At 56.0% G+C, this 24289-nt stretch carries 24 protein-coding genes; 12 read left to right on the top strand and 12 right to left on the bottom strand.

What is annotated here, in order from left to right:
• From ACOYQJ_RS08015 to rho, 6 genes are read right to left on the bottom strand one after another with little or no spacing between them, the layout of a single operon-like run.
• Complete coding sequence (locus ACOYQJ_RS08015) at positions 1-903, bottom strand: ParB/RepB/Spo0J family partition protein (RefSeq protein WP_422905497.1); 903 nt, start codon at positions 901-903, stop codon at positions 1-3.
• Positions 904-931: 28 nt separating this feature from the next.
• Positions 932-1741, bottom strand: a complete 810-nt coding sequence (locus ACOYQJ_RS08010) for a ParA family protein (protein WP_422905496.1) — start codon at positions 1739-1741, stop codon at positions 932-934.
• The gene (gene rsmG / locus ACOYQJ_RS08005) at positions 1734-2351 is read right to left on the bottom strand and encodes a 16S rRNA (guanine(527)-N(7))-methyltransferase RsmG (protein ID WP_422905495.1); all 618 of its coding nucleotides are present in this window, start codon (positions 2349-2351) and stop codon (positions 1734-1736) included. Before rsmG ends, ACOYQJ_RS08010 begins: the two co-directional genes overlap by 8 nt.
• The gene (mnmG, locus tag ACOYQJ_RS08000; RefSeq protein WP_422905494.1) at positions 2351-4228 is read right to left on the bottom strand and encodes a tRNA uridine-5-carboxymethylaminomethyl(34) synthesis enzyme MnmG; all 1878 of its coding nucleotides are present in this window, start codon (positions 4226-4228) and stop codon (positions 2351-2353) included. The genes rsmG and mnmG overlap by 1 nt, the downstream gene beginning before the upstream one ends.
• A gap of 3 nt (positions 4229-4231) precedes the next feature.
• Entirely contained in the window at positions 4232-5515 is a 1284-nt protein-coding gene (gene mnmE, locus ACOYQJ_RS07995) for a tRNA uridine-5-carboxymethylaminomethyl(34) synthesis GTPase MnmE (RefSeq protein ID WP_422905493.1), read from the bottom strand.
• Positions 5516-5528: 13 nt separating this feature from the next.
• The gene (gene rho / locus ACOYQJ_RS07990) at positions 5529-6800 is read right to left on the bottom strand and encodes a transcription termination factor Rho (protein WP_422905492.1); all 1272 of its coding nucleotides are present in this window, start codon (positions 6798-6800) and stop codon (positions 5529-5531) included.
• Positions 6801-7298: 498 nt separating this feature from the next.
• Here rho and ACOYQJ_RS07985 point away from each other — a divergent pair, with 498 nt between their 5' ends.
• From ACOYQJ_RS07985 to dnaQ, 4 genes are read left to right on the top strand one after another with little or no spacing between them, the layout of a single operon-like run.
• The gene (locus ACOYQJ_RS07985) at positions 7299-7898 is read left to right on the top strand and encodes a Maf family protein (RefSeq protein WP_422905703.1); all 600 of its coding nucleotides are present in this window, start codon (positions 7299-7301) and stop codon (positions 7896-7898) included.
• Positions 7895-8728, top strand: a complete 834-nt coding sequence (locus tag ACOYQJ_RS07980; RefSeq protein WP_422905491.1) for a shikimate dehydrogenase — start codon at positions 7895-7897, stop codon at positions 8726-8728. Before ACOYQJ_RS07985 ends, ACOYQJ_RS07980 begins: the two co-directional genes overlap by 4 nt.
• The gene (coaE, locus tag ACOYQJ_RS07975) at positions 8725-9318 is read left to right on the top strand and encodes a dephospho-CoA kinase (protein WP_422905490.1); all 594 of its coding nucleotides are present in this window, start codon (positions 8725-8727) and stop codon (positions 9316-9318) included. The genes ACOYQJ_RS07980 and coaE overlap by 4 nt, the downstream gene beginning before the upstream one ends.
• Positions 9311-10039 carry a DNA polymerase III subunit epsilon gene (dnaQ, locus tag ACOYQJ_RS07970; protein ID WP_422905489.1) on the top strand — a complete coding sequence of 243 codons (729 nt, stop codon included), beginning with the start codon at positions 9311-9313 and terminating at the stop codon, positions 10037-10039. The genes coaE and dnaQ overlap by 8 nt, the downstream gene beginning before the upstream one ends.
• Positions 10040-10052: 13 nt before the next feature.
• On the opposite strand, the gene secB is transcribed toward dnaQ, so the two are convergent.
• Positions 10053-10547: a protein-export chaperone SecB gene (secB, locus tag ACOYQJ_RS07965; protein WP_422905488.1), complete on the bottom strand. Its 495-nt coding sequence runs from the start codon at positions 10545-10547 to the stop codon at positions 10053-10055.
• Positions 10548-10609: 62 nt separating this feature from the next.
• A complete protein-coding gene (locus tag ACOYQJ_RS07960) occupies positions 10610-11107 on the bottom strand; it encodes an FxsA family protein (RefSeq protein ID WP_422905487.1) in 498 nt (165 codons plus the stop codon).
• A 105-nt stretch (positions 11108-11212) separates the two neighbouring features.
• On the opposite strand from ACOYQJ_RS07960, the gene ACOYQJ_RS07955 reads away from it, so the two are divergent.
• From ACOYQJ_RS07955 to ACOYQJ_RS07945, 3 genes are read left to right on the top strand one after another with little or no spacing between them, the layout of a single operon-like run.
• Entirely contained in the window at positions 11213-11872 is a 660-nt protein-coding gene (locus ACOYQJ_RS07955; RefSeq protein ID WP_422905486.1) for a Tim44/TimA family putative adaptor protein, read from the top strand.
• A gap of 38 nt (positions 11873-11910) precedes the next feature.
• Positions 11911-12909, top strand: coding sequence for a murein transglycosylase A (gene mltA, locus ACOYQJ_RS07950; protein WP_422905485.1), 999 nt, complete (start codon positions 11911-11913; stop codon positions 12907-12909).
• Positions 12906-13493, top strand: a complete 588-nt coding sequence (locus tag ACOYQJ_RS07945; RefSeq protein WP_422905484.1) for a Smr/MutS family protein — start codon at positions 12906-12908, stop codon at positions 13491-13493. The genes mltA and ACOYQJ_RS07945 overlap by 4 nt, the downstream gene beginning before the upstream one ends.
• Here the strand turns inward: ACOYQJ_RS07945 and ACOYQJ_RS07940 are convergent.
• Positions 13490-14701 (bottom strand): MFS transporter, encoded by a 1212-nt coding sequence (locus ACOYQJ_RS07940; RefSeq protein WP_422905483.1) that lies wholly within the window; start codon positions 14699-14701, stop codon positions 13490-13492. The genes ACOYQJ_RS07945 and ACOYQJ_RS07940 overlap by 4 nt on opposite strands.
• Positions 14702-14740: 39 nt before the next feature.
• Positions 14741-15478, bottom strand: coding sequence for a bifunctional 2-polyprenyl-6-hydroxyphenol methylase/3-demethylubiquinol 3-O-methyltransferase UbiG (gene ubiG, locus ACOYQJ_RS07935; protein ID WP_422905482.1), 738 nt, complete (start codon positions 15476-15478; stop codon positions 14741-14743).
• A 47-nt stretch (positions 15479-15525) separates the two neighbouring features.
• Here ubiG and pip point away from each other — a divergent pair, with 47 nt between their 5' ends.
• From pip to ACOYQJ_RS07910, 5 genes are all read left to right on the top strand, one after another.
• Positions 15526-16506 carry a prolyl aminopeptidase gene (gene pip / locus ACOYQJ_RS07930; protein ID WP_422905481.1) on the top strand — a complete coding sequence of 327 codons (981 nt, stop codon included), beginning with the start codon at positions 15526-15528 and terminating at the stop codon, positions 16504-16506.
• Between the two features lie 113 nt (positions 16507-16619).
• The gene (locus ACOYQJ_RS07925) at positions 16620-17615 is read left to right on the top strand and encodes an ABC transporter permease (RefSeq protein ID WP_422905480.1); all 996 of its coding nucleotides are present in this window, start codon (positions 16620-16622) and stop codon (positions 17613-17615) included.
• The gene (locus tag ACOYQJ_RS07920; RefSeq protein WP_422905479.1) at positions 17612-18814 is read left to right on the top strand and encodes an ABC transporter permease; all 1203 of its coding nucleotides are present in this window, start codon (positions 17612-17614) and stop codon (positions 18812-18814) included. The genes ACOYQJ_RS07925 and ACOYQJ_RS07920 overlap by 4 nt, the downstream gene beginning before the upstream one ends.
• A complete protein-coding gene (locus ACOYQJ_RS07915; RefSeq protein ID WP_422905478.1) occupies positions 18811-20457 on the top strand; it encodes an ABC transporter ATP-binding protein in 1647 nt (548 codons plus the stop codon). The genes ACOYQJ_RS07920 and ACOYQJ_RS07915 overlap by 4 nt, the downstream gene beginning before the upstream one ends.
• A 117-nt stretch (positions 20458-20574) precedes the next feature.
• Positions 20575-22119, top strand: coding sequence for an ABC transporter substrate-binding protein (locus ACOYQJ_RS07910; protein ID WP_422905477.1), 1545 nt, complete (start codon positions 20575-20577; stop codon positions 22117-22119).
• A gap of 81 nt (positions 22120-22200) precedes the next feature.
• On the opposite strand, the gene ACOYQJ_RS07905 is transcribed toward ACOYQJ_RS07910, so the two are convergent.
• Together ACOYQJ_RS07905 and hslU are read right to left on the bottom strand one after the other, a co-directional pair.
• Positions 22201-22878, bottom strand: a complete 678-nt coding sequence (locus ACOYQJ_RS07905; protein WP_422905476.1) for a D-lyxose/D-mannose family sugar isomerase — start codon at positions 22876-22878, stop codon at positions 22201-22203.
• Positions 22879-22971: 93 nt separating this feature from the next.
• A complete protein-coding gene (hslU, locus tag ACOYQJ_RS07900; RefSeq protein ID WP_422905475.1) occupies positions 22972-24279 on the bottom strand; it encodes an ATP-dependent protease ATPase subunit HslU in 1308 nt (435 codons plus the stop codon).
• Positions 24280-24289 lie beyond the last annotated feature (10 nt).

Here is a 24289-nt window from a genome sequence, read left to right as displayed (position 1 = left end):
TCAGCCAACGCTCAGCATTGCGCAAAGCGCATCAAGCTGTTCCAAAGAGTCGTATGAAATCGTCAGTTTTCCAGCTTCTTGTCCCGGCTTGTGATCAATAGACACCTTCATGCTGAGTGCAGCGGATAGATCACCTTCCAACGCGCGTGTGTCTGCATCTTTTTCAACTTTGAAGCTGCCTTCGGGTTTTGGTTTCGGCTGACTGGGATTGGTTGCAGATTTGGCAAGTTGCTCGGCCGCGCGTACGGAAAGACCTTTGGCGACAATTGTTTTGGCCAACTCTTCTGGATTCGGGGCAGTGATCAATGTCCGCGCATGTCCAGCGCTTAGGTCCCCCTGCTCCACCATTTCTTGGACGCTTTCCGGAAGATTAAGAAGACGCATCAGGTTTGCAATGTGGCTGCGACTTTTGCCCAATGCCTCGGCCAGTTTTTCCTGAGTGTGACCGAATTTGAACATCAATTGCCGATAACCGGCGGCCTCTTCGATTGCGTTCAGATCAGCCCGCTGAATATTTTCGATGATCGCAACTTCCAGCACTTCGGTATCATCGAAATCGCGAACCAGAACCGGAACTTCATGGAGCTGGGCCATCTGAGCAGCGCGCCAGCGACGTTCGCCAGCAACGATTTCAAACTGGTCTACATTCTTCGGGTTCACTCGAACAAGCAGCGGCTGGATAATGCCCTTGGTCTTGATGGAGTCCGCCAACTCCTGAAGCTGCGCTTCTGTAAAAGTGCGTCGGGGCTGATCAGGGTTTGGGAGGACGCGCTCAATCGGGACAACACGATCTGGTCGACTGGCGCCGTCATTACCCGTCTGCTGTGGGCGCGTTTCAACATCGGCCATTAGCGCCGAAAGGCCGCGGCCCAACCCTCTGCGTTGTTCTTTCTTGTCTGCCATTTCAGCCCCCTGTTCTTTTCGACTGACGCTAAGCCGCCAATCTAGCGTTTCTTTTTACAAGCTCATCCGCAAGCATTCGATAGGCCGCGGCGCCTTTGGATTGCGTGTCGTAAGCCAGGACAGGCAAAGCGTAAGACGGCGCCTCGCTGACCCGAACGTTCCTGGGTATGACGGTGTCAAACACCAAATCAGCCAAGTTTGCCCGCGCATCGGCCTCGACTTGCTGGGAAAGATTGTTCCTGGCGTCGTACATCGTCAGCACCACCCCCTCGATCCGCAGGTCAGGATTCGCGGATTGACGAACATCACGGATGGTCAACATAAGTTGCGAGAGCCCTTCCAGCGCGAAAAATTCGCTTTGAAGTGGGACGAGGACCGAATGCGCGGCCACCATCGCATTGACAGTCAAGAGGTTGAGCGACGGCGGGCAGTCAATCAGGATATAGTCGAAGTGAAAGTCGTCCATCGCCGGCTGACGCAAAACATCGTGCAACAGAAAACTGCGCTTTTCGTTCGAAATCAATTCCATGTCGGCCGAGCTCAGGTCTACCGTCGCAGGAACAAGCATCAAGTTCTTGGTCGTCGTTGGCAGGATTACATCGCGCAGCGCTATATCTTCCAACAAAAGTTCGTAAGTGGTGTAGCCCCGATCTTCAGGTTCGACCCCCAAGCCCGTCGATGCGTTTCCTTGAGGATCCAGATCGATCACGAGCACCCGTAGCCCGAGTTCAGCCATTGCCGCGCCAAGGTTGATTGTCGTGGTCGTTTTGCCGACACCGCCTTTTTGATTTGCGACAGCGATGATCTTTGGGCCAGCCGCGCGCGTCGGATCAGACATGTTTGAGTTCTCCAATTTCAAGGATAACCGAGTTTGGGTCAGTGATGCTTTTATGTGGTGTGCTTTGAAAGTTCCACAACTCTTGAGCGGCCGTCAGTTCGCTTTCCCAGTTCGCGCCCTTGAGCAAGTATGCAGAGCCATCTGCGCTCAAATGACGGGCAACATAACCCAATAGAAGCGGAAGAGGCGCGAGCGCGCGAGCTGAGACTAATTGCGCATCCAGCGGCTTGGTCCGTTCGATTCTGTCAGTAATAACAATCGCTTTTACCATCGTTTTTCGTGCCACTGTTCGCAGAAATGTGGCTTTTCGCGCGTCGCTTTCTACCAATACCACTTCTAATTGGGGTTTAAGCTCCGCGGCAAGGATTGCAATAACCATTCCAGGGAAGCCGCCTCCGCTCCCCAAGTCGACCCAAGTGCCATTTTCGCAGTGGGCATGACGAAAAACTTGCGCCGAATCTATGATGTGCCGCAGCCATGCTTCCCGCAAAGTAGCAGGAGAGACGATGTTGATCTTTTTATTCCAGACCTGCAGCAGTTCCAGATAATTTTCCAATCGGCTTTGTGTTTCACGTGAAACATTTACTCCGATCGCGGTGTGAAGATCCATCAAGCAGACTTTCGACGCGAATTTTGCTTGAGCTTCGCCAAGATAAGAGTCAACGCCGCAGGGGTCATGCCATCTATTCGGCTCGCTTGAGAAATATCCTCTGGTTTCACCTTGTTAAGCTTGGCCTTCAACTCCGCCGACAGGCTGGAGAGTACATTGAAATCGAAATCAGCGGGAATCCTTGCAGCCTCGTCCTTACGCAAAATCTCGACGTCTCGTTGCTGACGTTCGATGTAGTTTGCATATAGGGCTTCACACTTCATCTGTTCCCCGATTGCATCCTCAATCAAATTTAGACTTTTGTTCATCAGCTTCAGGTCACAAAACTCTACGTCTTTGAACGAAAGGGCCTGATAGGCAGACCGTTTAGTCCCGTCCAATTTCACATCCGTGTTCAAAGCAACCAAATCATTCGGCGACAAAAACGTTTCGTCCAAAATTTCTTTTGCGTTCTGAAGTTTAGAAAGTTTTTCTTCGAAGGCGACCCTCCGAACCTCAGAGACGCAGCCCAGAGAAATTGCCTTTGGCGTAAGCCGCTGATCTGCATTGTCAGCCCGCAGGGACAGGCGGTACTCGGCACGCGAGGTAAACATCCTATAAGGTTCTGTAACACCGCGAGTTGTCAGATCGTCAACCATAACGCCGATATAACTTTCACTCCGTGCAAAGCGCACTGGATCCAAGTTCAGGGCCTCTGAGGCCGCGTTCAGTCCTGCAACCAGCCCTTGAGCTGCTGCTTCTTCATAACCCGTTGTTCCATTAATCTGCCCAGCCAAATACAGGCCAGCTACATTTCTCAACGCCAGACGAGTATCAAGCTCTCGCGGATCGACATAGTCATACTCGATGGCATAACCAGGCTGCAAAATCTCAACCTTTTCCAAGCCAACAATACTGCGTACATACGCAATCTGAACATCCCTCGGTAGAGAGGTTGAAATGCCATTCGGATATACCGTCGTATCATCAAGACCTTCTGGCTCAAGAAAGATTTGGTGACTTTCCTTTTCCGAGAAGCGAACGACCTTATCTTCGATCGATGGACAGTATCTTGGCCCAACTCCGTTGATATGACCGCCATACATTGCCGATCTTTCGAGGTTTTCTCGAATAATATCATGTGTATGAGAGTTCGTGTGACTAATTCCACAGGAAATCTGCCGAGCCGAAACCGACTTCGACATAAACGAAAACAGGACGGGATCTGGGTCGCCCGGCTGTTTCTCCAAGACGTCCCAGTTGATTGTGCGCCCGTCTAAACGCGGCGGCGTGCCCGTCTTCAATCGACCAAGGGACAATCCGAAATCGTCAATCCGCTCGGCTAAACGCACCGACGGTCGATCTCCCATACGTCCACCCGCTGTCGTCTCATCGCCGATATGGATTGTCCCGCGCAAAAAGGTTCCGCTTGTCAAAACAACTGTGCGAGCCTCCAGATCGACCTGCGTTGCAAGCCGAACACCGGATATCTTTGAGCCCTGCATGAGGAAGTCGACCACTTCACCCTCAATAATCTCGAGGTTGGGGATGGAGGACATCAGAAGCTGCATGGTCTCGCGGTAGATTTTGCGGTCTGCCTGCGCTCTCGGCCCCTGAACTGCTGGTCCTTTGCGACGGTTCAATAGCCGAAACTGAATTCCGGCCTTGTCAGCCACTACACCCATCACACCATCCATCGCGTCGATTTCCCGAACCAGGTGACCCTTTCCAAGGCCACCAATGGCGGGATTGCAGGACATTACTCCTAGATCGGACTTACGAAGTGTAACCAAAGCAACATTGGCGCCCATCCGCGCAGCCGCTGCTGCGGCTTCTGTCCCAGCATGTCCGCCGCCGACTACGATTACGTCAAACCGGTTTTGTTTCACGTGAAACACTCCTCATTTCCCAACGCAGAAACTGGAAAAAATTTCATCAAGTAGATGCTCAACGTCAACATAACCCAAAAGTGAGCTCATTTCACGAACAGCGACGCGAATTTCTTCGCTCACAATATCATATGCCTCTGGACCATCTTTCAAATTTTCCAAAGCCAAATCAATCTGGGCCAAACCCCGCTCAAGGACATTACGATGTCGCACTCGACTTGCCACACCTGCCCCTGCCGTCATTTCCAGCAGCCGACTCTTCAGTGCTTCCAGAAGATCATTAACGCCCTTTCCCGTCAGCCCGGATATCGAGTTTGCGGCAGAATGCACATCACCCTTTGCGATAACGACCAGGTCACATGCCTCGACATCAAGAATAGGCGACTGCCCACTTTCCAGTAAATGGATGCGAATATCTGCGCTGGCAGCACGAACTTTAGCACGATCTACACCAATCGATTCAACCGCGTCTTCCGTTTCACGAAGCCCTGCGGTGTCTATCAATGTTACGGCAAGACCCCCAATATCCATCCGAACTTCAATGACATCCCGCGTCGTCCCGGCAATTTCAGAAGTAATGGCAGCCTCACGCCCTGCCAAGAAATTGAGCAGAGTGGACTTACCGACATTAGGCGCTCCAACGATCGCAACTTCGAAACCATCTCGAACCCGCTCTGCTGCTTCAAGTCCATTCAGCTGAGCCATTACCTCGCGGCGAACACCGCACAGTAACTCCCTCACCTCATCTGATACATCAAACGGGACTTCTTCGTCCGCGAAATCAATAGTCGCTTCCAGAAGCGATGCCGCACGGATAATATCTGTCCGCCATTTATCTACCAATGTTCCAAGGGCACCCGAAAGAACCTCCGCGGCCTGGCGCCGCTGGGCCTCGGTTTCCGCTTCGATCAAATCAGAAAGCGCTTCAACCTGCGTCAGGTCCAGCTTTCCATTTTCCAAGGCACGGCGTGTAAATTCTCCCGCCTCAGCGTGACGCAGGCCTTCAATCTTGGCCAACCGTCCTAAAATTGCGGAAACAACAGCCAAACTGCCATGAGTTTGAAATTCAACAACTGTTTCACCCGTAAAGCTTTTACCGGCTTCAAAGAACAGAACCAAAGCTTCGTCCAGCAGATCTCCGTTTGTCCCGCGCAACATTCGCAATCCCGCACGCCGCGACGCGGGCAACGTTCCGCAAATATCTATTCCAGCCTTCTCCGAATCCGGGCCAGAGACCCGGATAACGGAAACGCCAGCTTTCCCCGGCGCGCTCGCCAAGGCAAAGATCGTATCCATGGCGTGCCTGGGATCAAGTATTCATCGAGTCGAAGAATTCAGCATTCGACTTCGTCTGCTTCAACTTCGACAACAAGAACTCAATGCCATCTGTCGTGCCCATCGGATTGAGGATGCGGCGCAGAACAAACGTCTTCTGCAGGTCCACCTTGTCGACCAAAAGATCTTCCTTCCGTGTGCCGGACTTGAGAATATCAATCGCCGGGAAGACCCGCTTGTCAGCAATTTTGCGGTCCAAAACCAATTCCGAGTTACCGGTACCCTTGAATTCTTCAAAGATAACTTCGTCCATCCGCGAACCCGTATCGATTAGCGCCGTGGCAATAATGGTCAGCGATCCGCCCTCTTCGATATTCCGCGCCGCGCCAAAGAACCGCTTGGGGCGTTGCAAAGCATTTGCGTCGACACCACCCGTCAAAACCTTTCCGGACGATGGCACCACAGTGTTGAACGCTCTACCAAGTCTTGTGATTGAGTCCAAAAGGATAACTACATCTCGTTTGTGCTCAACAAGGCGCTTGGCTTTTTCAATTACCATCTCAGAAACAGCGACGTGCCGCTGCGCCGGTTCGTCAAAGGTCGAAGACACAACCTCGCCTTTCACCGATCTCTGCATGTCGGTGACTTCTTCCGGACGTTCGTCGATCAACAAAACAATCAAGTAGCACTCGGGATGGTTTTTCTCGATCGAATTCGCGATATTCTGCAAAATCACGGTTTTACCCGTCCGCGGCGGCGCCACGATCAGGCCGCGCTGGCCTTTCCCAATCGGCGCAACCATATCGATGACCCGAGCGGACTTGTCTTTGATCGTCGGGTCTTCGACTTCCATCTTCAAACGCTCGTCCGGATACAGCGGCGTCAGGTTGTCGAACGCAATCTTGTGACGCGCCTTTTCGGGCTCTTCAAAGTTGATGCGCGTGACGGAGACCAAGGCAAAATACCGCTCTTCCCCGTCCGGTGCCTTGATCTCGCCTTCAATGGTATCCCCGGTTCTCAGAGAATACTTACGGATCATGTCAGGCGAGACATAGATGTCATCCGGACCCGGCAGATAGTTTGCTTCGGGCGAGCGCAAAAAGCCGAAACCGTCCTGAAGGACCTCCAGAACGCCATCGCCAAATATGTCCCAACCTTCATCAGCCCGCTCGCGCAGGATCTGGAACATCATCTCACCTTTTCGCATGGTCGAAGCGTTCTCGATCTCAAGATCTTCCGCCATGGACAGCAAGTCTTTCGGGCTTTGCGCCTTCAGATCAGCAAGGTTCAATCTTTCCTGGGTCATACGATGCCCTTCGGGCATTTCTGCCCGCCTCATGTCACTTAATGGGAAACTGCTCCAGAACAGGAACACCAGCCTCCTAACCCGGGACACCCTGTTTCGTCAATGATCATCCCTTCCGACGGTGCCTTCTTAAATAAATAAAGAAAATAGAAAGGATTTTGATTTAGATAGGGGAACATCTTACCTGTGGATTAATGTTTCTTACCAAAGTTACTCACAGAGGCGTGAACTTGGGATACTCTTGTGGGTTCTTTCCCTGAACCTTGTTTTGGGCTTTTGGTGGTTGGGAAAAGCCCTCGCTTTCAAGATGGCCCACGTCGTGGATAAGCCGGAGTTTCACCAACCCTCCCACAAGTTAAAGTTTTCCCTTTCACAGGTTTGAAAACTCCAACGACTCGCCTTGAACTCGCTGAGTCGTCCCAAGGCTTGCATGATCGCGACCTTTTCCCCAGAAACATCATCACCCCTGACCACAAAGTTGTCCGCGTATTAATCCACATGAATCTTGACCTCATCCTCGCCTCAGGCTCCGAAATACGCGCAGATTTACTCCGCGCCGCAGGTCTGGCGATCGAAATCGAATCGCCTCGGGTAGATGAGCAGGCCATAAAACATGCCCTTCTTGAAGAGGAGGCAACACCGCGGGACATCGCCGACGCGCTTGCTGAAGCGAAAGCCCAGAAAATATCGCGTAAGCTGCCGGGACATATGGTTCTCGGTTGTGACCAGGTTCTCGAATTTGAAGGGCAGCTGTTTTCAAAGCCAGAAACACCGAACGCTGCGCGTGACCAACTGATGAAACTGCGCGGAAAGACCCATCGGTTGCTCTCGGCCGCAGTTCTATATCAGAATGCGCAGCCGGTCTGGCGTCATGTTTCAACAGCCCGCCTGACGATGCGGGACGTGTCCGACAGCTATCTTGATGAGTACATCGATCGCAATTGGCCTGACATTGGCCAGTCCGTTGGCGCCTACAAGCTGGAAAAAGAGGGCGTTCGGCTGTTTTCACAAATTCAGGGCGATCACTTCACCATTCTTGGCCTCCCGTTGCTGGAGCTCCTAAATTACCTCTCCCTCAGAGGGGTTATCCGGGCATGATCCCAACCCGCATTCCCTTGGCTGGTGTGATCGGATCGCCCGTGGCACATTCCCGCTCTCCTCGGTTGTTCGCTCACTGGCTCAGAACCTATGGCCTGCCCGGCCATTATATCCCGATGGATATCGCATCTGACAAATTGGCGGATTGCCTTCGTCGCTTGCCCGATCTTGGATTCGTCGGAGTCAACATCACGCTTCCTTATAAAGAGCGGGCGATGGAAATCGCGGACCTTATCTCGGACAGGGCAACGCTTATCGGGGCGGCGAACACCTTGATCTTTCGAACTGACGGCCGAATTCATGCCGACAACACGGACGGTTATGGATTTATCGAGAACCTGCGCCAAGGTGCGCCGGATTGGAACCCGCGGATCGGCGCCGCAACCGTGTTTGGCGCAGGCGGCGCTGCGCGGGCGGTGATCGCTTCGCTTCTGGATGTCGGTGTACCCGAGATCCGACTAACCAACCGCACGCGTATCCGCGCTGATAAACTGCGCGCGGATTTTGGCAACCGTGTTCAGGTTTACGATTGGGTCAAAGCCGGGAATATTGTCGAAGGCAGTTCGACGATCATCAATACAACCTCGCTCGGGATGACAGGGAAACCACCTTTCCGGGTGCCGCTTGACGCGCTCAAACCGAACATGGTGGTCACGGATATTGTCTATAGCCCGCTCAAAACTCACCTGTTGGAACAGGCAGCACTTGCAGGCTGCACAGTGATTGATGGCCTTGGGATGCTGGTGCACCAAGCCGTTCCGGGATTTGAGCGTTGGTTCGGTCAGCGCCCCAAAGTGGACAGCGCCACTCGAAATGCGGTGATGCTATGAAGTTTCGTCTTGGACTGACCGGTTCGATCGGGATGGGAAAATCTACAACCGCTGCAATGTTTGCCGAAGAAGGTTGCGTGATTTGGGATGCTGATGCAGCGGTACACAGACTCTATTCCGCCGGAGGAGCAGCGGTTTCGCCGATCCAACAAGCCTGGCCTGAGGCAATAGAAAATGGCGCCATCTCGCGTGATCGTCTGCGCGAGATCATAGCAGCGGACAAAACCGCCCTGCCCCGGATCGAAGCCATCGTTCACCCACTGGTTCAACAGGACCGCACGGAATTTGCCCGCCTGCACCCGGACAAGATCGGCGTATTTGACGTTCCGTTGCTATTTGAAACTGGCGGTGACGCCGAAATGGACGCAACAGCCTGCGTCACTGTTCCGCAAGAAATTCAAATTCAACGAGTGCTCGCGCGTGGCACGATGACCCAAGACGACTTGGAGCGCATTCTGTCGCGGCAGATGCCAAACGACGAAAAATGTTCCCGCGCGACCTATGTCATTCGAACTGACACCCTTGAGCATGCTCGCGGGCAGGTGCAGGATATCATGCAGGACATTCGAAAGGGGCTGAGTGATGCGTGAGATCGTTCTCGACACCGAAACCACAGGGTTTGAGCCGGAAGCCGGCGATCGCATCGTCGAAATCGGGGCGTTGGAGCTGTTCAATCATGTGCCCACGGGTCGGACCTATCACCAATACATCAATCCCGAACGCGGAATGCCAGACGAGGCCTTTGGGGTGCATGGGATCGGGCCGGATTTGCTGAGTGTTCCACGACCACCCAATCCGGGCGAAGTTATCCTGAGGGATAAACCCGTATTCAAAGCGATCGGCCAAGCTTTTCTGGATTTTATCGAGGATTCGACCCTTGTTATCCACAACGCCAGCTTTGACATGAAGTTCCTGAATGCCGAGCTGAAATGGATGGGCCTGCCGCAAATCGCCAATTCGCGCGCTGTCGACACACTGATGATAGCGCGGAAAAAATTCCCGGGATCGCCCGCCTCGCTGGACGCACTGTGTCGACGTTTTAGCATCGACAACTCGTCACGGACATTGCACGGCGCATTGCTCGACAGTGAAATTCTTGCGGAAGTGTACCTGGAACTGATTGGCGGCAAGCAGCCCGACTTTGGCTTGGCGACACCTGCCCAGCAACAATCCAGCGGCCAAGCAGATTTGAATTGGCGCCCAAAACCACGCCCGACGTCCCTGCCCCCACGGATCAAGGAAAAAGAAAAGGCGGCTCACGCCGCCTTTGTCGAGAAACTTGGGGAAAACGCGCTCTGGTCCAAGACCTGAGCGAGAACTCCCATCAGGATACCGGAGCGGCCGCCGCTTCTTGCTGACGCTTGGCGATCTCGGCGCGGTACAGTGCAAGAAAGTCGATGGTGTCGAGGTTCAGCGGCATAAAGCCACCGTCACGTGTGACATCCGAAACGATCCGGCGCACGAAGGGGAAGATCATCCGCGGGCATTCGATCAGCAGGAAGGGGTGCATCTGGTCTTCGGGAACGTTCTCGATCTGGAACACGCCCGCGTAATCCAGTTCAAGCAGGAACAGGTGATCGCCGGTACCCTTGGACTTGGCTTCAACCTTCAGCTTGAGGATCACTTCGTATTGATGCTCAGCCGACCGCTTTTTGGCATCAAGGTTCACCTGAACCTGAACATCAGGCTGAACTTCGCCTGTCACGCCTTTTTGCGACAGGATGTTTTCAAAGGACAGATCCCGCACGAATTGTGCAAGAACGTTCATTTTCGGGGGTTGGGGGGCCTGTGCCGCCGCGCCGTTGTCGTTTTCCGCCATGAGCCGAACTCCGCTAGATCAAAAAATATTGCGCTATGCCTTAACAGGCAGGCCTTGCTTGCTCAATGCCTCGTCCAGCCAGAGCCGGGATGATTGGGGTTTTTCCCGTCCGGAACTTCCGTAAATTCACCTTCGATCACGTCGCCGGGGCGGTTTTGCGCGCCTGGGTCTGCCTGCGGACGTCGCGGATCAGGGCCCATTTCAAAGCGCGCAACCTTCACGCGTTTGCGTGCCCAGGCGAAAACAGCCATCCGGACCGGCGGGGCCAGCAGCGCAAACCCAACTGCATCCGTGAAAAATCCGGGCGTCAGCAGCAGGGCACCCGCGATCAGGATCATCGCGCCATTGGCCAAAGGCTCGCTTGGATCCTCAAGCCGCGAAAATGAGGATTGCAGCTGCCCAATCGCCGCACGACCCTGCTGTTTAACAAGATAGGTGCCCAAAATCGCCGTGATAATGACGATGCCAAGCGTCGGCCAAAGACCGATCAGACCGCCAACTTGAATGAAAAGCGCGATCTCGATCAGAGGAACAGCCAGAAAGGCGATGAACAACCACATGGGAAGGGCTCCTTCTTGTCCCGGCGCAGGTGGACTTGCCTGCACACAGCACCTACATAGGAATGCAATTGATGAATTGCCATCCACCCCCAGCACGAGGTGCAGATGAACTCGCCTATCTTGCAGCTTCTGGTTCTTGCCGGAATCGCCATTTTTCTTGTCCTTCGCCTGCGCAGCGTCCTTGGGACGCGCGACGGGTTCGAAAAGCCTGCCGCTCCTGCAGCCTCAAAATCCCGCAAGGATAAGCGTGATTTTGAGGTTATCGAAGGCGGCCCTGATCTGGACATCACTGATCACGTTCCCGAGGGGTCCGATTCCGCCAAAGCACTGGCCGCGATGAAACGCGTCGAGCCAAGCTTTGGGGTGTCCGACTTCCTGTCTGGCGCGCGCGGCGCCTATGAGATGATCCTCATGGGGTTTGAGCGCGGCAAAATCGAAGAACTGGTGCCGTTCCTTGATCCTGAGGTCTATGAAACCTTCCAGCAGGTCGTTGATCAGCGGGCCGAGCAGGGCATCACTATCGAATCCGAGTTTGTCGGCGTTCGAGAGATGTCTTTGGTCAATGCCACCTTTGACGACACGACCAAGCGCGCCGAAATCACCGTGAAATACGTCGGTGAACTGACCTCCGTTGCCAAGGATTCCGAAGGCCAGGTGCTTGAAGGATCCCCGACTGCGGTCAAACGGCAAAAGGACATCTGGACCTACGCCCGCAATATGGGCAGCGATGATCCCAACTGGCAGCTTGTCGCAACGGACGAATGATACGAACGGTCTTTGCAGCGCTTTTCGCGATAATCCTCATGACTGACCCAGTTAAATCCCAGACCGAGGTGCACTATGAAATCCTCGATTTTGGGGATTTGAACGGCTGGGCCGAGGACAGTCACGAAGACGCGCTGCAGACCTTTCTCAACACCTGCAACGATTTGAACGATCCCGATTGGCGTGCCCTTTGTGGCGTGGCTGCGGATGCAAAGAATGCGCGGCAGTTTTTTGAGTTGTTCTTTCGTCCTGTCCTGATCAGCGACGGAAAAGACGCGCTTTTTACCGGCTACTTCGAGCCCGAGCTTGACGGCTCACCGGTTCGGACGCCGCGTTATCGTTACCCCATTTACAAGATGCCAGACGAAGCAAGGACGACCCGCCCTTGGCTGACACGTCGCGAGATAGCGACACTTGGCGTGATGGACGGCCGGGGGCTGGAAATCTGTTGGGTCGATGACCCGGTCGAGCTGTTCTTTTTGCAGGTTCAGGGATCGGGCCGCGTCCGGTATCCGGACGGCAGCCACATCCGTATCGGTTACGCCGGGTTCAATGGGCACAGTTACAGCTCGATCGGACAGGAACTGGTCCGGCGAGGCACTTACCAGCCGCATCAAGTGTCCGCGCAGGTCATCAAGAACTGGGTCCGGCGCAATCCCTATGACGGGCAGGAACTCTTGTTCCATAATGATTCCTACGTGTTCTTCCGCGAGGTCAGTGAAGTCCCGGCCGAGAAAGGCCCACTTGGTGCGATGAACCGTTCTATCACCACGATGCGGTCCATTGCCGTTGATCCAAGTTTTACCCCGCTGGGCGCCCCGGTCTGGATCGAGAAAGACGGGAAAAAACCGCTGCGCCGTTTAATGATTGCGCAAGACACCGGGTCTGCCATCAAGGGTGCCCAGCGCGCGGATATCTTCATCGGCACCGGGGACGACGCCGGGCGCATTGCCGGAACTTTGAAAGATCCGGGCCGGATGATCGTTTTCATGCCGATCCAAAGGGCCTATGCGCTGCTACCGGAATCGGTGCAATGAGTCGGCGGCGTGTCCGCCCCGAAGAACTGGAACTTTGGCAGCAGGTCGCAAAAAGTGCAGAACCCATGCACAAACGCCCAAAGCCGGTTGAGCGCCCTGCACCCAAACCCAACAGCGCGATGGTCAAGCCCGCCGTCCAGCCGATCCCCAGTTTCAAGCTTGGCGACACCGCGCAAACCCATACAGAAACGCACTTCTTTCCCAAGACGACCAGCCAAAGGGTACAGGCTGATCCGCTTCAGATGGATTCCAAGGCTTTTACCCGGTTGAAACGCGGGAAGCTGGCGCCCGAGGCGCGGATTGACCTGCATGGTATGACGCTGGACCAAGCACACCCTGCTTTGTCGCGGTTCATCATGACATCGTATACTCGCGGCTTGCGTCTGGTTCTGGTCATCACGGGCAAGGGGTCGCGCGAGGATCCCTATGATCCGATGCCTCACCGGCGCGGGATTTTGAAACGTCAGGTGCCAATGTGGCTTCGACAGGCACCCTTGAACACAGCCGTCCTGCAGGTCGCCGAAGCGCATATCAAGCATGGCGGCGCAGGAGCGTATTACGTCTATCTGCGGCGCACGCGTTAAAGCGTTTTTACTGCGCGTCCGACCCCGATCGCCATCAGGCAGGTTGTGACGACAAAGAAAACCGAAACAAATAGATACTGGGTTTCAATTCCGACCCCAAAATCGATAAGCGCCCCTGTAATCCCCGGTCCGATAGCCGAGCCCAGCACCATGACGGCGGCCACGGTCGCCTTGATCGCGCCCAGATGCCGGGTGCCGTAGAATTCAGCCCAAAATGCGTTTGGCAGCGTGTTGTTCGCCCCGGTCGTCATGGCCAGAAACATCAGCCCGAAAAAGGCCTGAGACAGGGATTGGCTGAACCCAAGGATAGCAAAGCCAATTATCATAGGCAGTTGATACCAAGGTATCAGACGCGGCGTTCCGAATCTGTCCAGCAACCAGCCCGAGATCAGCATCGTGCAAAAGGCAGCAAGCGTATAGAGCGGGAAAAGGGCGACCAGATCCAAATGCGCCCAGCCTTTGACCTCGGCAAAGTGAACCTGTTGGAAAAAGAAGGCGGTGTTAAAGGCCGATGGCCCCAGCACAGCTGGCACCATGAACCAGAACAGGGGATGGCGCAGGGCCTGAAGCCGTGTCCAATGCCTTTGGTCCATCCCGAAAGACACATCGCTTTCGGCGTGCGATTGCGGGGTGCGTTCCTGTCGGAGCAGCAAAAACAGGACGGGAATAGCCATCAGGCTGACCCCCGCCGCGCCGACCCAAAGCCAACGCCAGTCGACCAACAACATCAGTGATACGAAGCTGACCGGCAGGATCGCTTCGCCCAAGGCAAAGCCAAGTCCAGCGATCGACAGCGCCCGCCCGCGCGAGGCGACGAACCAGCGCGACATGGACACCACGGCCAGATGGCTCATCATCCCCTGTCCGCACAGCCGCAGCGCAAAGATCACCACGGGCAACATCGCGGCCCAGGTATTGAACGCCATGAACAAGCAAGCCGAGGCCAGCAGCACCAGAACCACAGCTCCCAACATCCGTGTCCGGTGTTGATCGGTCAGCGCTCCGGCCCAAAGCATGACGGCCGCAGAAACCCCTGTGCCAAGGGTATAGATACCGCCCCAAGCCCCGTGGCTCAGATCAAAAGCCTGGCGGATTTCGCCTGAGAAAATGGAAATGAAATAGGTCTGCCCAAAGCTGGACAGAAAGGTCAGCATGATGCCAGCCGACAGCCACCGGAAGTTCCCGGTCAGAAAACGAAGAAAACCCATGCGCCAGCTATGTCGCGCAATCCGGGCCCCGGCAATGGGCTACTGCGGTTTAAGCGCCGCGGTCACGTAATTCACCGAAAGATCCCTGTCCGAAAGGCTCCATTTCCAGCTAACCGGATTGAACACAAAGCCCTTGCGGTCCACGGGATCGAGGCCTGCGTTGCGCATCAGTTCGTACAGTTCATCAGGCGTGATGAACTTGTTCCATTCGTGCGTGCCTTTGGGCAACCAGCGCATGACGTATTCGGCGCCGACGATGGCCATGGCAAAGCTTTTTGGATTGCGGTTGATCGTCGAACAGATGTGCAGCCCGCCCGGTTTCAGCAGCTCCTGGCAAGCGGTCAGATAGGCCAGGGGGTCGGCGACATGTTCGACCACCTCCATGTTCAGCACCACGTCAAACCGTTCACCGCCTGCGACGACGGCCTCTGCGGTGGTATGGCGATAGTCGATGGTCAGGCCCGATTGCGCGGCGTGTGTTTGCGCCACGGGAATGTTGCGGCCAGCCGCATCAACGCCCACAACTTCGGCGCCCAATCGCGCCATGGGTTCGCACAAAAGCCCGCCACCGCATCCGATATCGACGATTCTAAGCCCGGCAAACGGTGCCTTGTCTGTCAGGTCGCGATCGAATTCGCCTGCGATCTGAGTCGTGATATAATCCAGACGACAAGGGTTCAGCATGTGCAAGGGCTTGAACTTGCCATTTGGATCCCACCACTCTGCGGCCATCGCCTCAAACTTTGCCACTTCCGCAGGATCGACGGTAACTGTCATGACTTTCCCCATGGTCTTTTGCCTACCTGCTTTAATATAGTTGGATCATGGACAAATTCCCGAGCCAAAAGCGCGCAGTGCTGTATCTATATCCTCCGGTTGATCCCTTTGATCAGGGCACAATGGCTGTGGGCGATGGGCATACCCTGTATGTCGAGCAATGCGGTAACCCCAAAGGCATTCCCGTGATCGTTTTACATGGCGGCCCGGGCGGCGGATGCAGCCCGGCAATGCGGCGCTATTTCGATCCGAACGTCTATCGCGTTGTCCTGTTCGATCAGCGCGGTTGTGGCCGGTCGCGGCCACACGCCAGCGTCAAGGACAACACCACTTGGGATCTGGTTGCTGACATCGAAGCGATCCGCTCCGAGCTGGAGATAGAGCAATTCATCGTCTTTGGCGGCAGTTGGGGCGCCACCCTGTCGCTGATCTATGCGATTACACACCCGGATCGCGTGCGCCAGTTGGTGCTGCGCGGTGTGTTCATGATGACTCAGGCCGAACTTGATTGGTTCTATGGCGGCGGCGCAGGCCAATTCTGGCCGGAAACATGGGCGCGCTTTCGTGACTTGATTCCCGAAGAGGAACGCGGCGACCTGATCGGGGCCTACCACAAACGGCTGTTTTGCGGAGACCTGCGGGTCGAGACAAAACATGCGCAGGCATGGTCGTCTTGGGAAAATGCGCTCGCATCGGTCTATTCCTCGGGTCACGGAGGGGAAGCCCCGGGTGAATATGCCCGCGCCTTCGCGCGGCTGGAAAACCATTACTTCGTCAACAAGGGCTTTCTTGAGCACGATGGATGGATTTTGGCCAATACCGACAAGATCCGCGATATTCCCGGTGTCATCGTGCAGGGGCGTTTCGACATGATCTGCCCGCCTCTGCGCGCCTGGGAGCTGGCTCAGGCCTGGCCAAACGCCGATCTGCGGATGATCCGGAACGCCGGGCACGCCCTGTCCGAACCGGGTATCAGCTCGGAACTTGTGCGCGCCATGGATCAGATCGCCGAAACGCTGTCGGCGTAAGCCTTTACGCTATTCGAACCCGACATTTGTGTCGGAATTTGATAACAAGGGTTTACAGACTTCGCGCAGCCGTTAACCTGCCAGTCAATGATAACAACAAACCGACAGGGATCGTGAACTCGGTTCTCAAAATAATCTTGCAGCGTCTCGCGCTGGGACTGCTTACGCTGTTCATCGTTTCGATCGTCATTTTCACTGCGGTGAATATGCTGCCCGGAGATTTCGCGCAGGCTATTCTGGGGCAGGGGGCGACGCCCGAAGCGGTTGACGCAATCCGGCGTGACCTTGGATTAGATCAGCCGCCCGTGACCCGGTATTTCCAGTGGCTGGCGTCTGCTCTTCATGGCGATCTGGGGAATTCTTTCGCGCAAGCGAACTTTGCCAGCTTTGTCGGGGATGACAGCGGTGTGCGCACCACCGTGGCGCAACAGATCGCGCCGCGCTTTGCCAATACCATGTTCCTTGCCGGGGTTACCGCTGCCATCGCTGTGCCATTTGCGGTCACTCTTGGCATTCTGGCCGCGCTTTACCGCAATTCGGTGTTTGACCGCGCGACCAACGTGACGACGCTCAGTTCAATCTCCAGCCCGGAATTCTTTCTGGCCTATATCCTGATCCTGTTTCTCGCGGTGCTGAACCCGATGCTTCCGTCACTGTCGAATATCTATGACGGCATGGGCTTTGGTGAGCGACTTCAAAAGACATTGCTGCCAGCGCTGACCCTGACGCTTGTTGTCACGGCGCATATGATGCGGATGACCCGCGCCGCGATCATCAACCTGCTGGCCAGCCCCTATATCGAAATGGCGCGCCTCAAGGGGATCAAGCCGATGCGGGTGATCGTTCGGCACGCCTTGCCTAATGCACTGGCGCCGATCATCAACGTCATTGCCCTGAACCTGGCCTATCTGATCACCGGTGTTGTCGTGGTCGAAGTGGTCTTTGTCTATCCCGGCATCGGCCAGCTTTTCGTTGATAGCGTGAAGATTCGCGATATCCCGGTGGTGCAGGCCTGCTGCCTGATTTTTGCCGCAGCCTATATCCTGCTGAACCTGACCGCCGACATCCTGTCAGTCCTGTCGAACCCGCGGCTGAGGCACCCGAAATGAGCGGCTGGATGATCCTGATCGTGGCCATTGTGGCGATTACCTTTGGCGGCTGGTTGTTCCGGTTCGTCGGCCGGAAAATCACAGGAAACAAGCCTGCCTTCCGTGACATGCCATATGCGGTGGCCTTCGGGTATGTTCTGGCGGCGGCCTTGGTGCTGTTCGCGGTTTGGTATTATTTCCAGCCCGCGATGACAGACGCCGGGATTCCCGACGCAGGCGTGACCTTTTTCCAGTGGGCGGTGCATGGCTTTGCCCTGTTCGCACTGTCCGCTTACCTCTTTCGGCTATTGGGCCGCACCGTCGGCACTCAGGCCACGCGCAAGCTGTTTCGCCAGATGCCCCTGACCGCGTCCTTCGGGATTCTGGTTATCCTCATTTACGCCATCCTCGCGATTTTTGCAGGAGCGCTTGCGCCGTATGGTCAGGCCGATGTTTTTCAACAGGTCAACGCCCTGCCCGGCGGCAATGCCGCAACCGGTGGCAATCCGGATCACCTGCTTGGCACCGATCAGATCGGGCGTGATCTTCTGTCCCGCCTGATCTATGGCGCGCAGAACACCGTGGGCATTGCTTTCGCCACCACTTGCCTTGCCTTCTTTATCGGCGGCACGCTTGGCTTTCTGGCGGCGACACTGCGCGGTTTCTTCGATCAGGTCCTGTCGCGCGGGGTTGACGTGCTGATGGCGATCCCTTCGCTAATCTTTGCGCTGCTGCTGATGACCATCGCCAGCGCATGGGCGGGTTCGGAAAAGTGGCTGCTGACCGTCTACATGGTGTTGATCATCGCTGTGATCGACTCGACCCGGGTTTTCCGACTGGCGCGCGCGGTCGGCATGAACATCGTGGTCATGGACTACATCGAAGCCGCAAAACTGCGCGGCGAAGGGCTGACCTATCTGATCTTCAAAGAGATCCTGCCGAACGCCATGGCCCCCTTGCTGGCCGAGTTCGGATTGCGGTTCTGCTTTGTCTTCCTGACGATCGCCTCATTGTCCTTCCTCGGTGTCGGGATTCAGCCGCCGCTTGCGGATTGGGGCACCATGGTTCGTGATCTTGCCCAATTCATCAACTTTGCTGCCTTCAGCCCGCTGACGGCCGCCCTGCCCCTGATGGCCGCAGGCGCCATTGCCTTGCTGACCGTTGCAGTCAACTTTGTGGTGGACTGGATGCTGCAACGAAGCTCGGGGTTGAAGGAATGAGCTTTCTTGTTGAAATGCGCGGCATCGTTATGGAAGGCCGCAGTGACGAGCATTGGACGCCGATCATCAACGGTGTCGACCTGACCCTGAAAAAAGGCGAAGTGCTGGGTCTGATCGGGGAATCGGGTGCCGGGAAATCCACCTTGGGTCTTGCCGCCATGGGCTTTACCCGTGACGGCGTGCGGATTTCCAAAGGTTCAGTCAAGTTTGACGGAATTGATCTGCTTGCTGCCAGTTCCGATCAGAAACGCCAGCTTTTGGGCAAACGCATCGCTTATGTAGCCCAAAGTGCTGCCGCCAGTTTCAACCCCGCGCACAAGCTGATCGACCAGCACACCGAGGCGCCGGTCCAACATCACATCATGTCCAAGGCCGAGTCCGAGGCCGACGGGATTGAACTTTACCGCAAACTGCGGCTGCCCAACCCTGAGGAAATCGGCTTTCGCTATCCGCATCAGGTGTCCGGCGGGCAGCTACAGCGTGCGATGACGGCAATGGCCATGTCCTGCCGGCCCGATCTGATCATTTTTGATGAACCGACGACCGCGCTGGATGTCACAACCCAGATCGAAGTTCTGGCCAGCATCCGCGAGATCGTGGCCGAGTTTGACACCGCAGCGATCTACATCACGCACGATTTGGCCGTGGTTGCCCAAATGGCTGACCGGATCAAGGTTTTGCTGAAAGGTGACGAGGTCGAAGAGGCCGAGACCCGCGAAATGCTGGCCCACCCGAAAGAGGATTATACCAAAAGCCTTTGGGCGGTACGTGAATTCCAGCGCCCCCAAAAACCTGCAGTTCAGACCGACGCCACGCCGGTCATCTCGGTTCAGGGTGTGACGGCAGCCTACGGCAAGGTCGATGTGCTGCATGATGTCAGCTTTGATATTCACGAAGGCCGCACGGTGGCGGTGGTTGGCGAAAGCGGGTCGGGCAAATCGACCACGGCGCGTTGCATTACCGGACTTCTGCCGCCGCGCAGCGGGCATATCGAACTGGACGGGCAACCCCTGCCCCTCGATTATCGTAAGCGATCCAAGGACCAACTCCGGCAGATTCAGATGATTTATCAGATGGCCGACACGGCGCTGAATCCCCGCAACAAGATCGGTGACATCATCGGCCGCCCGGTTGAATTTTACATGGGGTTGACGGGCAAGGCGAAACGCAAACGCGTGGAAGAACTGCTTGAACAAATCGAACTGCCGGCCGATCAATATTTCCACCGTCTGCCTTCGGAACTGTCGGGCGGCCAGAAACAACGCATAGGCATCGCCCGGGCCTTGGCCGCCGAGCCCAAGTTCATCATCTGCGATGAAGTGACCAGTGCGCTGGATCAACTTGTCGCCGAGGGCATTTTGCGCCTGCTTGCCGATCTTCAAGATCAGCTCAAGCTGTCCTATATGTTCATCACCCACGATCTTGCCACGGTGAAATCCATCGCCGACGAGGTTGTCGTGATGAAGGACGGCGAGGTCGTCGAGCAGGGGCCGAAGAAAGAAATGTTCCAGCCGCCGCACCATGCCTATACCGATCTGCTTTTGTCGTCGGTGCCAGAAATGGACCCGGACTGGCTGACAAATCTTCTCAAGGAACGAGGGCTGGACAACATTGGCGATGCCGCCGTGCAAAAGATGGATTAGCGCAATCGCAAAAGTGACGCCTTTTATCGGGTCAACTGCGTTATAACCAAGGGAATCGCCCCATAAGGGCGACGTATTCAGGCGGCCAAGACCGCTGAAACAAAGGGAGACCACTATATGACACGCATCAGCAGACGCGGACTTTTGACCACAGGCGCCGCAGCCGGTGTTCTGGCCGCCTCGGGGCTACCCCTGCGCGCCCAGACAAAGCGCGGCGGACGGCTTCGCGCGGGCCTGAACGGGGCCAATACCAGCGACAGCTGGGATGGCCGCACGCATTCCGACCTTTACATGATCGCCAGCGCCCAGGGCGCGGTTTTCGACAGCCTCACCGAAGTGGCCGCCGATGGCTCGCTCGTTGGCGAACTGGCCACGGATTGGGAGGCAACCCCGGACGCCAAGACCTGGACGTTCAACCTGCGTCAGGGTGTGACTTTCCACAACGGCAAGCCATTTGGCGCAGATGATGTGATCGAGTCGCTGCAACTGCATGTGGCCGAAGGCGCGAAATCCGCCGCCAAGCCTATCGTCTCCGCGATTCAGGAAATGAAAAAGACCGGCGAACATCAGGTTCAGTTCACGCTTGCTGCGGGCAATGCCGACTTCCCCTATCTGATGTCCGACTATCACCTGCTGATGTACCCGGCTGGCCAGATCGAAGAGGCCATTGCCAATGGCATCGGTACGGGCCTGTATGCAGTAACCTCATTCGAGCCGGGCGTTCGCATGACCGCCAAGCGTGTTGATAGCCACTACAAAGGCGACGATGCGGGCTTCTTTGATGAGATCGAGTATATCGCCATCAACGACTCCACCGCGCGGATGAACGCCTTGCTGACCGGTCAGGTCGACGCGATCAACCGGATCGACTTCAAGACCGAGGCTCTGCTCAAGGCCAACCCGATGGTCCGCATTCAGGAAGTGACAGGCAACCAGCACTATACCTTCCCGATGTTGACCAAGGTCGCGCCTTTCGATGACGTCAACATCCGCCGCGCGCTCAAGTATGGCATCAACCGTCAGGAACTGGTCGACAAGATCCTGCTGGGCCACGGTCTGGCTGCGAACGACACGCCCATCGGCCCTGCAAACCAGTACTTCTATGCGGACATGGAACCGCTGACCTACGATCTGGACAAAGCCAAGTTCTATCTGAAAGAGGCCGGTCTGACCGAGCTCAACATCGACCTGAACGTGTCTAACGCGGCCTTTAACGGTGCTGTAGACGCGGCGCAGCTGTATCAGGCCTCGGCCAAGGGTGCGGGCATCAATATCAACGTGGTGCAGGAACCGGCGGATGGCTACTGGTCGAACGTCTGGCTGAAAAAACCCTTCTGCGCGTCGTACTTCTCTGGTCGTGCGACCGAGGACTGGATGTTTGCAACGGCCTATGAAACCGGTGTGCCGTGGAACGACACTCAGTGGGATCAGCCGCGATTCCAAGAGCTACTGCTCGAGGCGCGGGCGACTCTCGACACGACCAAGCGCAAGGAGATGTATCACGAGATGCAGCAAATCCTGCGTGACGATGGTGGCGCGATCATCCCGATGTTCGCCAACTACGTGCAGGCTGTCAGCAACAAGGTGTCCTCGCCTGAGACGGTGGGCAACCTTTGGCAGATGGACAACGCCCGCATGGCGGAACGTTGGTCGATGGCCTGATCTGTCCCGAAATGACGACGAAACGCCCCGCAGGTTTTGTGGGGCGTTTTTGTTTTGGCCGCCAATGAAATGAAGCTGGTTTTACAGCAGCGTATCGTAGTCGGACACCAGCAGGTGAAGCGGCGCTTCGTCCTCTTCGACATTGGCAAATCGACCGATGGGCTTGGCAAAGATGTTGTCGGTCATATCGTCGTTCACGGTCGAAACCTCACCGATCAGCACATCTCCGCCTTCGCCCCAGAAAGCATGCCAGTTGTTCGGGAACAGCGTCACTGACTCGCCGGGTTTCAGCTTCAGCAGGCCGCCCGCTTCGACGCTGCGGGGCAACCCGTCGCACATGACCTCGACCCTTGCGTCATGATCGATCCCACCGCTGGCATCGGCCATGTACAGTTTCAGCACCAGATCGCCGCCACCGCGGTTGATGATATCCTCGACCTTGATGTCGTGGCGATGCATCGGGCTTAGCTGGTTATCGCGCGAGATCATGATTTTCTCGGCGTAAAGCATCGCGGATTTCTGACCCAGATCCTTGTTCAGACCGTTGCGGGTGGTGAACAGGAACAGACCCATTTCGTCAAAGGCGCCCTCACCATAATCGGTTATGTCCCATCCCATGCGCCGTGTCTTGATCTGATCGTGGTCCGCCGCGCGCAATTCTTCAGGCGAGAAATACGCGAAGGGCGGCAAAGAATACCCGTGCGATCGGATAAAGGTGTCAGCCTCTTGGATGATCTCATTGATGCGCGACCGTTTCATGGTGCCTCCCTAAAGTGTTCGCGCAAACATATCAGAGCTTGCCCGCCAAGGAAGGGGCGGCGTACTTGTAGCTCGCGTAATTGCCGGGCGGCCTTAAAGAACATAGCGGCTCAGATCGGTCGAGCGGGTCAGTTCGCCAAGGTGCTGTTCGACAAAAGCATCATCGACCGTCACCGTTTCACCGGGTCTGTCCGGAGCCGTAAAGCTGAGCTCTTCGAAGACGCGCTCCAGAACAGTGTACAACCGGCGTGCGCCGATGTTTTCCACCGATTGGTTCACCTCGGCAGCAATCTTGGCCAGGGCCGCGATACCCCCTTCGGTAAAGCTGACGGTTACTTGTTCTGTGGCCATCAGCGCGGTGTATTGCAGGGTCAACGCGTTGTCGGTTTCGGTCAGAATGCGAACGAAGTCCTGCTCGGTCAGTGGCCGCAGATTGACCCGGATGGGTAAGCGGCCCTGCAATTCAGGCAGCAGATCCGACGGTTTCGCAATGTGGAACGCGCCTGATGCGATGAACAGAATATGATCGGTCTTGACCGGGCCATATTTGGTACTGACGGTGGTGCCTTCGATCAACGGCAACAGATCGCGCTGAACACCTTCGCGGGAGACATCGCCGCCACGCGCCTCTTGCCGGGTGGCGACCTTGTCGATTTCATCAAGGAAGACGATACCGTTTTGCTCGACCGCTTCAATGGCGGCCAGTTTGACCTGCTCATCGTCCAGCAGCTTGTCGGCCTCTTCCGCGACCAGCACCTCATAGCTGTCGGCGACAGTCATCTTCTTTCGGGTCGTTCTGCCGCCCAGCGCTTTGCCGAAAAGATCGCCAAGGTTCATCATGCCCATGTTCGACCCCGGTTGACCGGGGATTTCCATCGTTGGAAAGGGCGAGCCGGTGTCGGCCAGTTCCAGTTCGATTTCCGTGTTGTCCAGCTCGCCGGACTTGAGCTTCTTTCGGAACATCTCGCGCGTGCCTTCACGGGCGTCTTCGCCGGCGATTGCCGTGATCACGCGGTTTTCGGCAGCTTCATGGGCGCGGGATTTGACATCCTCACGCATATGGTCCCGCGTCATGGCCAGGGATGCGTCCACCAGATCGCGGACGATCTGCTCCACGTCGCGTCCGACATAGCCGACCTCGGTGAACTTGGTGGCTTCGACCTTGATGAAGGGGGCCCTGGCCAGCTTTGCCAAACGACGCGAGATTTCGGTTTTGCCGACGCCGGTCGGGCCGATCATCAGGATGTTCTTTGGATAAACCTCTTCGCGCAGATCATCGGCCAGTTGCTTGCGACGCCAACGGTTGCGCAAAGCCACCGCGACGGCGCGCTTGGCGTCTGATTGACCGATGATGAAACGGTCGAGTTCCGAGACGATTTCGCGGGGGGTCAGGTCGGTCATGGGTATCCTT

The sequence above is a fragment of the Pacificoceanicola algae genome (assembly GCF_049341065.1).
Lineage (GTDB): Bacteria > Pseudomonadota > Alphaproteobacteria > Rhodobacterales > Rhodobacteraceae > Pacificoceanicola.
Note: the sequence above shows the minus strand (reverse complement) of the source record. Positions and strands in the feature narration are given on the sequence as shown.

Excerpts from the sequence above, each read along its gene's own strand:
- ACOYQJ_RS08015 (WP_422905497.1), bottom strand. The coding sequence starts at position 903 with ATGGCAGACAAGAAAGAACAACGCAGAGGGTTGGGCCGCGGCCTTTCG.
- ACOYQJ_RS07980 (WP_422905491.1), top strand. The coding sequence starts at position 7,895 with ATGATCCCAACCCGCATTCCCTTGGCTGGTGTGATCGGATCGCCCGTG.
- pip (WP_422905481.1), top strand. The coding sequence starts at position 15,526 with ATGGACAAATTCCCGAGCCAAAAGCGCGCAGTGCTGTATCTATATCCT.
- ACOYQJ_RS07915 (WP_422905478.1), top strand. The coding sequence starts at position 18,811 with ATGAGCTTTCTTGTTGAAATGCGCGGCATCGTTATGGAAGGCCGCAGT.
- ACOYQJ_RS07940 (WP_422905483.1), bottom strand. The coding sequence starts at position 14,701 with ATGGGTTTTCTTCGTTTTCTGACCGGGAACTTCCGGTGGCTGTCGGCT.
- rho (WP_422905492.1), bottom strand. The coding sequence starts at position 6,800 with ATGACCCAGGAAAGATTGAACCTTGCTGATCTGAAGGCGCAAAGCCCG.
- ACOYQJ_RS07960 (WP_422905487.1), bottom strand. The coding sequence starts at position 11,107 with ATGTGGTTGTTCATCGCCTTTCTGGCTGTTCCTCTGATCGAGATCGCG.
- secB (WP_422905488.1), bottom strand. The coding sequence starts at position 10,547 with ATGGCGGAAAACGACAACGGCGCGGCGGCACAGGCCCCCCAACCCCCG.
- ACOYQJ_RS07910 (WP_422905477.1), top strand. The coding sequence starts at position 20,575 with ATGACACGCATCAGCAGACGCGGACTTTTGACCACAGGCGCCGCAGCC.
- ACOYQJ_RS07920 (WP_422905479.1), top strand. The coding sequence starts at position 17,612 with ATGAGCGGCTGGATGATCCTGATCGTGGCCATTGTGGCGATTACCTTT.
- ACOYQJ_RS07905 (WP_422905476.1), bottom strand. The coding sequence starts at position 22,878 with ATGAAACGGTCGCGCATCAATGAGATCATCCAAGAGGCTGACACCTTT.
- ACOYQJ_RS08010 (WP_422905496.1), bottom strand. The coding sequence starts at position 1,741 with ATGTCTGATCCGACGCGCGCGGCTGGCCCAAAGATCATCGCTGTCGCA.
- ACOYQJ_RS07985 (WP_422905703.1), top strand. The coding sequence starts at position 7,299 with ATGAATCTTGACCTCATCCTCGCCTCAGGCTCCGAAATACGCGCAGAT.
- ACOYQJ_RS07945 (WP_422905484.1), top strand. The coding sequence starts at position 12,906 with ATGAGTCGGCGGCGTGTCCGCCCCGAAGAACTGGAACTTTGGCAGCAG.
- dnaQ (WP_422905489.1), top strand. The coding sequence starts at position 9,311 with ATGCGTGAGATCGTTCTCGACACCGAAACCACAGGGTTTGAGCCGGAA.
- coaE (WP_422905490.1), top strand. The coding sequence starts at position 8,725 with ATGAAGTTTCGTCTTGGACTGACCGGTTCGATCGGGATGGGAAAATCT.
- ubiG (WP_422905482.1), bottom strand. The coding sequence starts at position 15,478 with ATGACAGTTACCGTCGATCCTGCGGAAGTGGCAAAGTTTGAGGCGATG.
- rsmG (WP_422905495.1), bottom strand. The coding sequence starts at position 2,351 with ATGGATCTTCACACCGCGATCGGAGTAAATGTTTCACGTGAAACACAA.
- mnmE (WP_422905493.1), bottom strand. The coding sequence starts at position 5,515 with ATGGATACGATCTTTGCCTTGGCGAGCGCGCCGGGGAAAGCTGGCGTT.
- mltA (WP_422905485.1), top strand. The coding sequence starts at position 11,911 with ATGACTGACCCAGTTAAATCCCAGACCGAGGTGCACTATGAAATCCTC.
- ACOYQJ_RS07955 (WP_422905486.1), top strand. The coding sequence starts at position 11,213 with ATGAACTCGCCTATCTTGCAGCTTCTGGTTCTTGCCGGAATCGCCATT.
- hslU (WP_422905475.1), bottom strand. The coding sequence starts at position 24,279 with ATGACCGACCTGACCCCCCGCGAAATCGTCTCGGAACTCGACCGTTTC.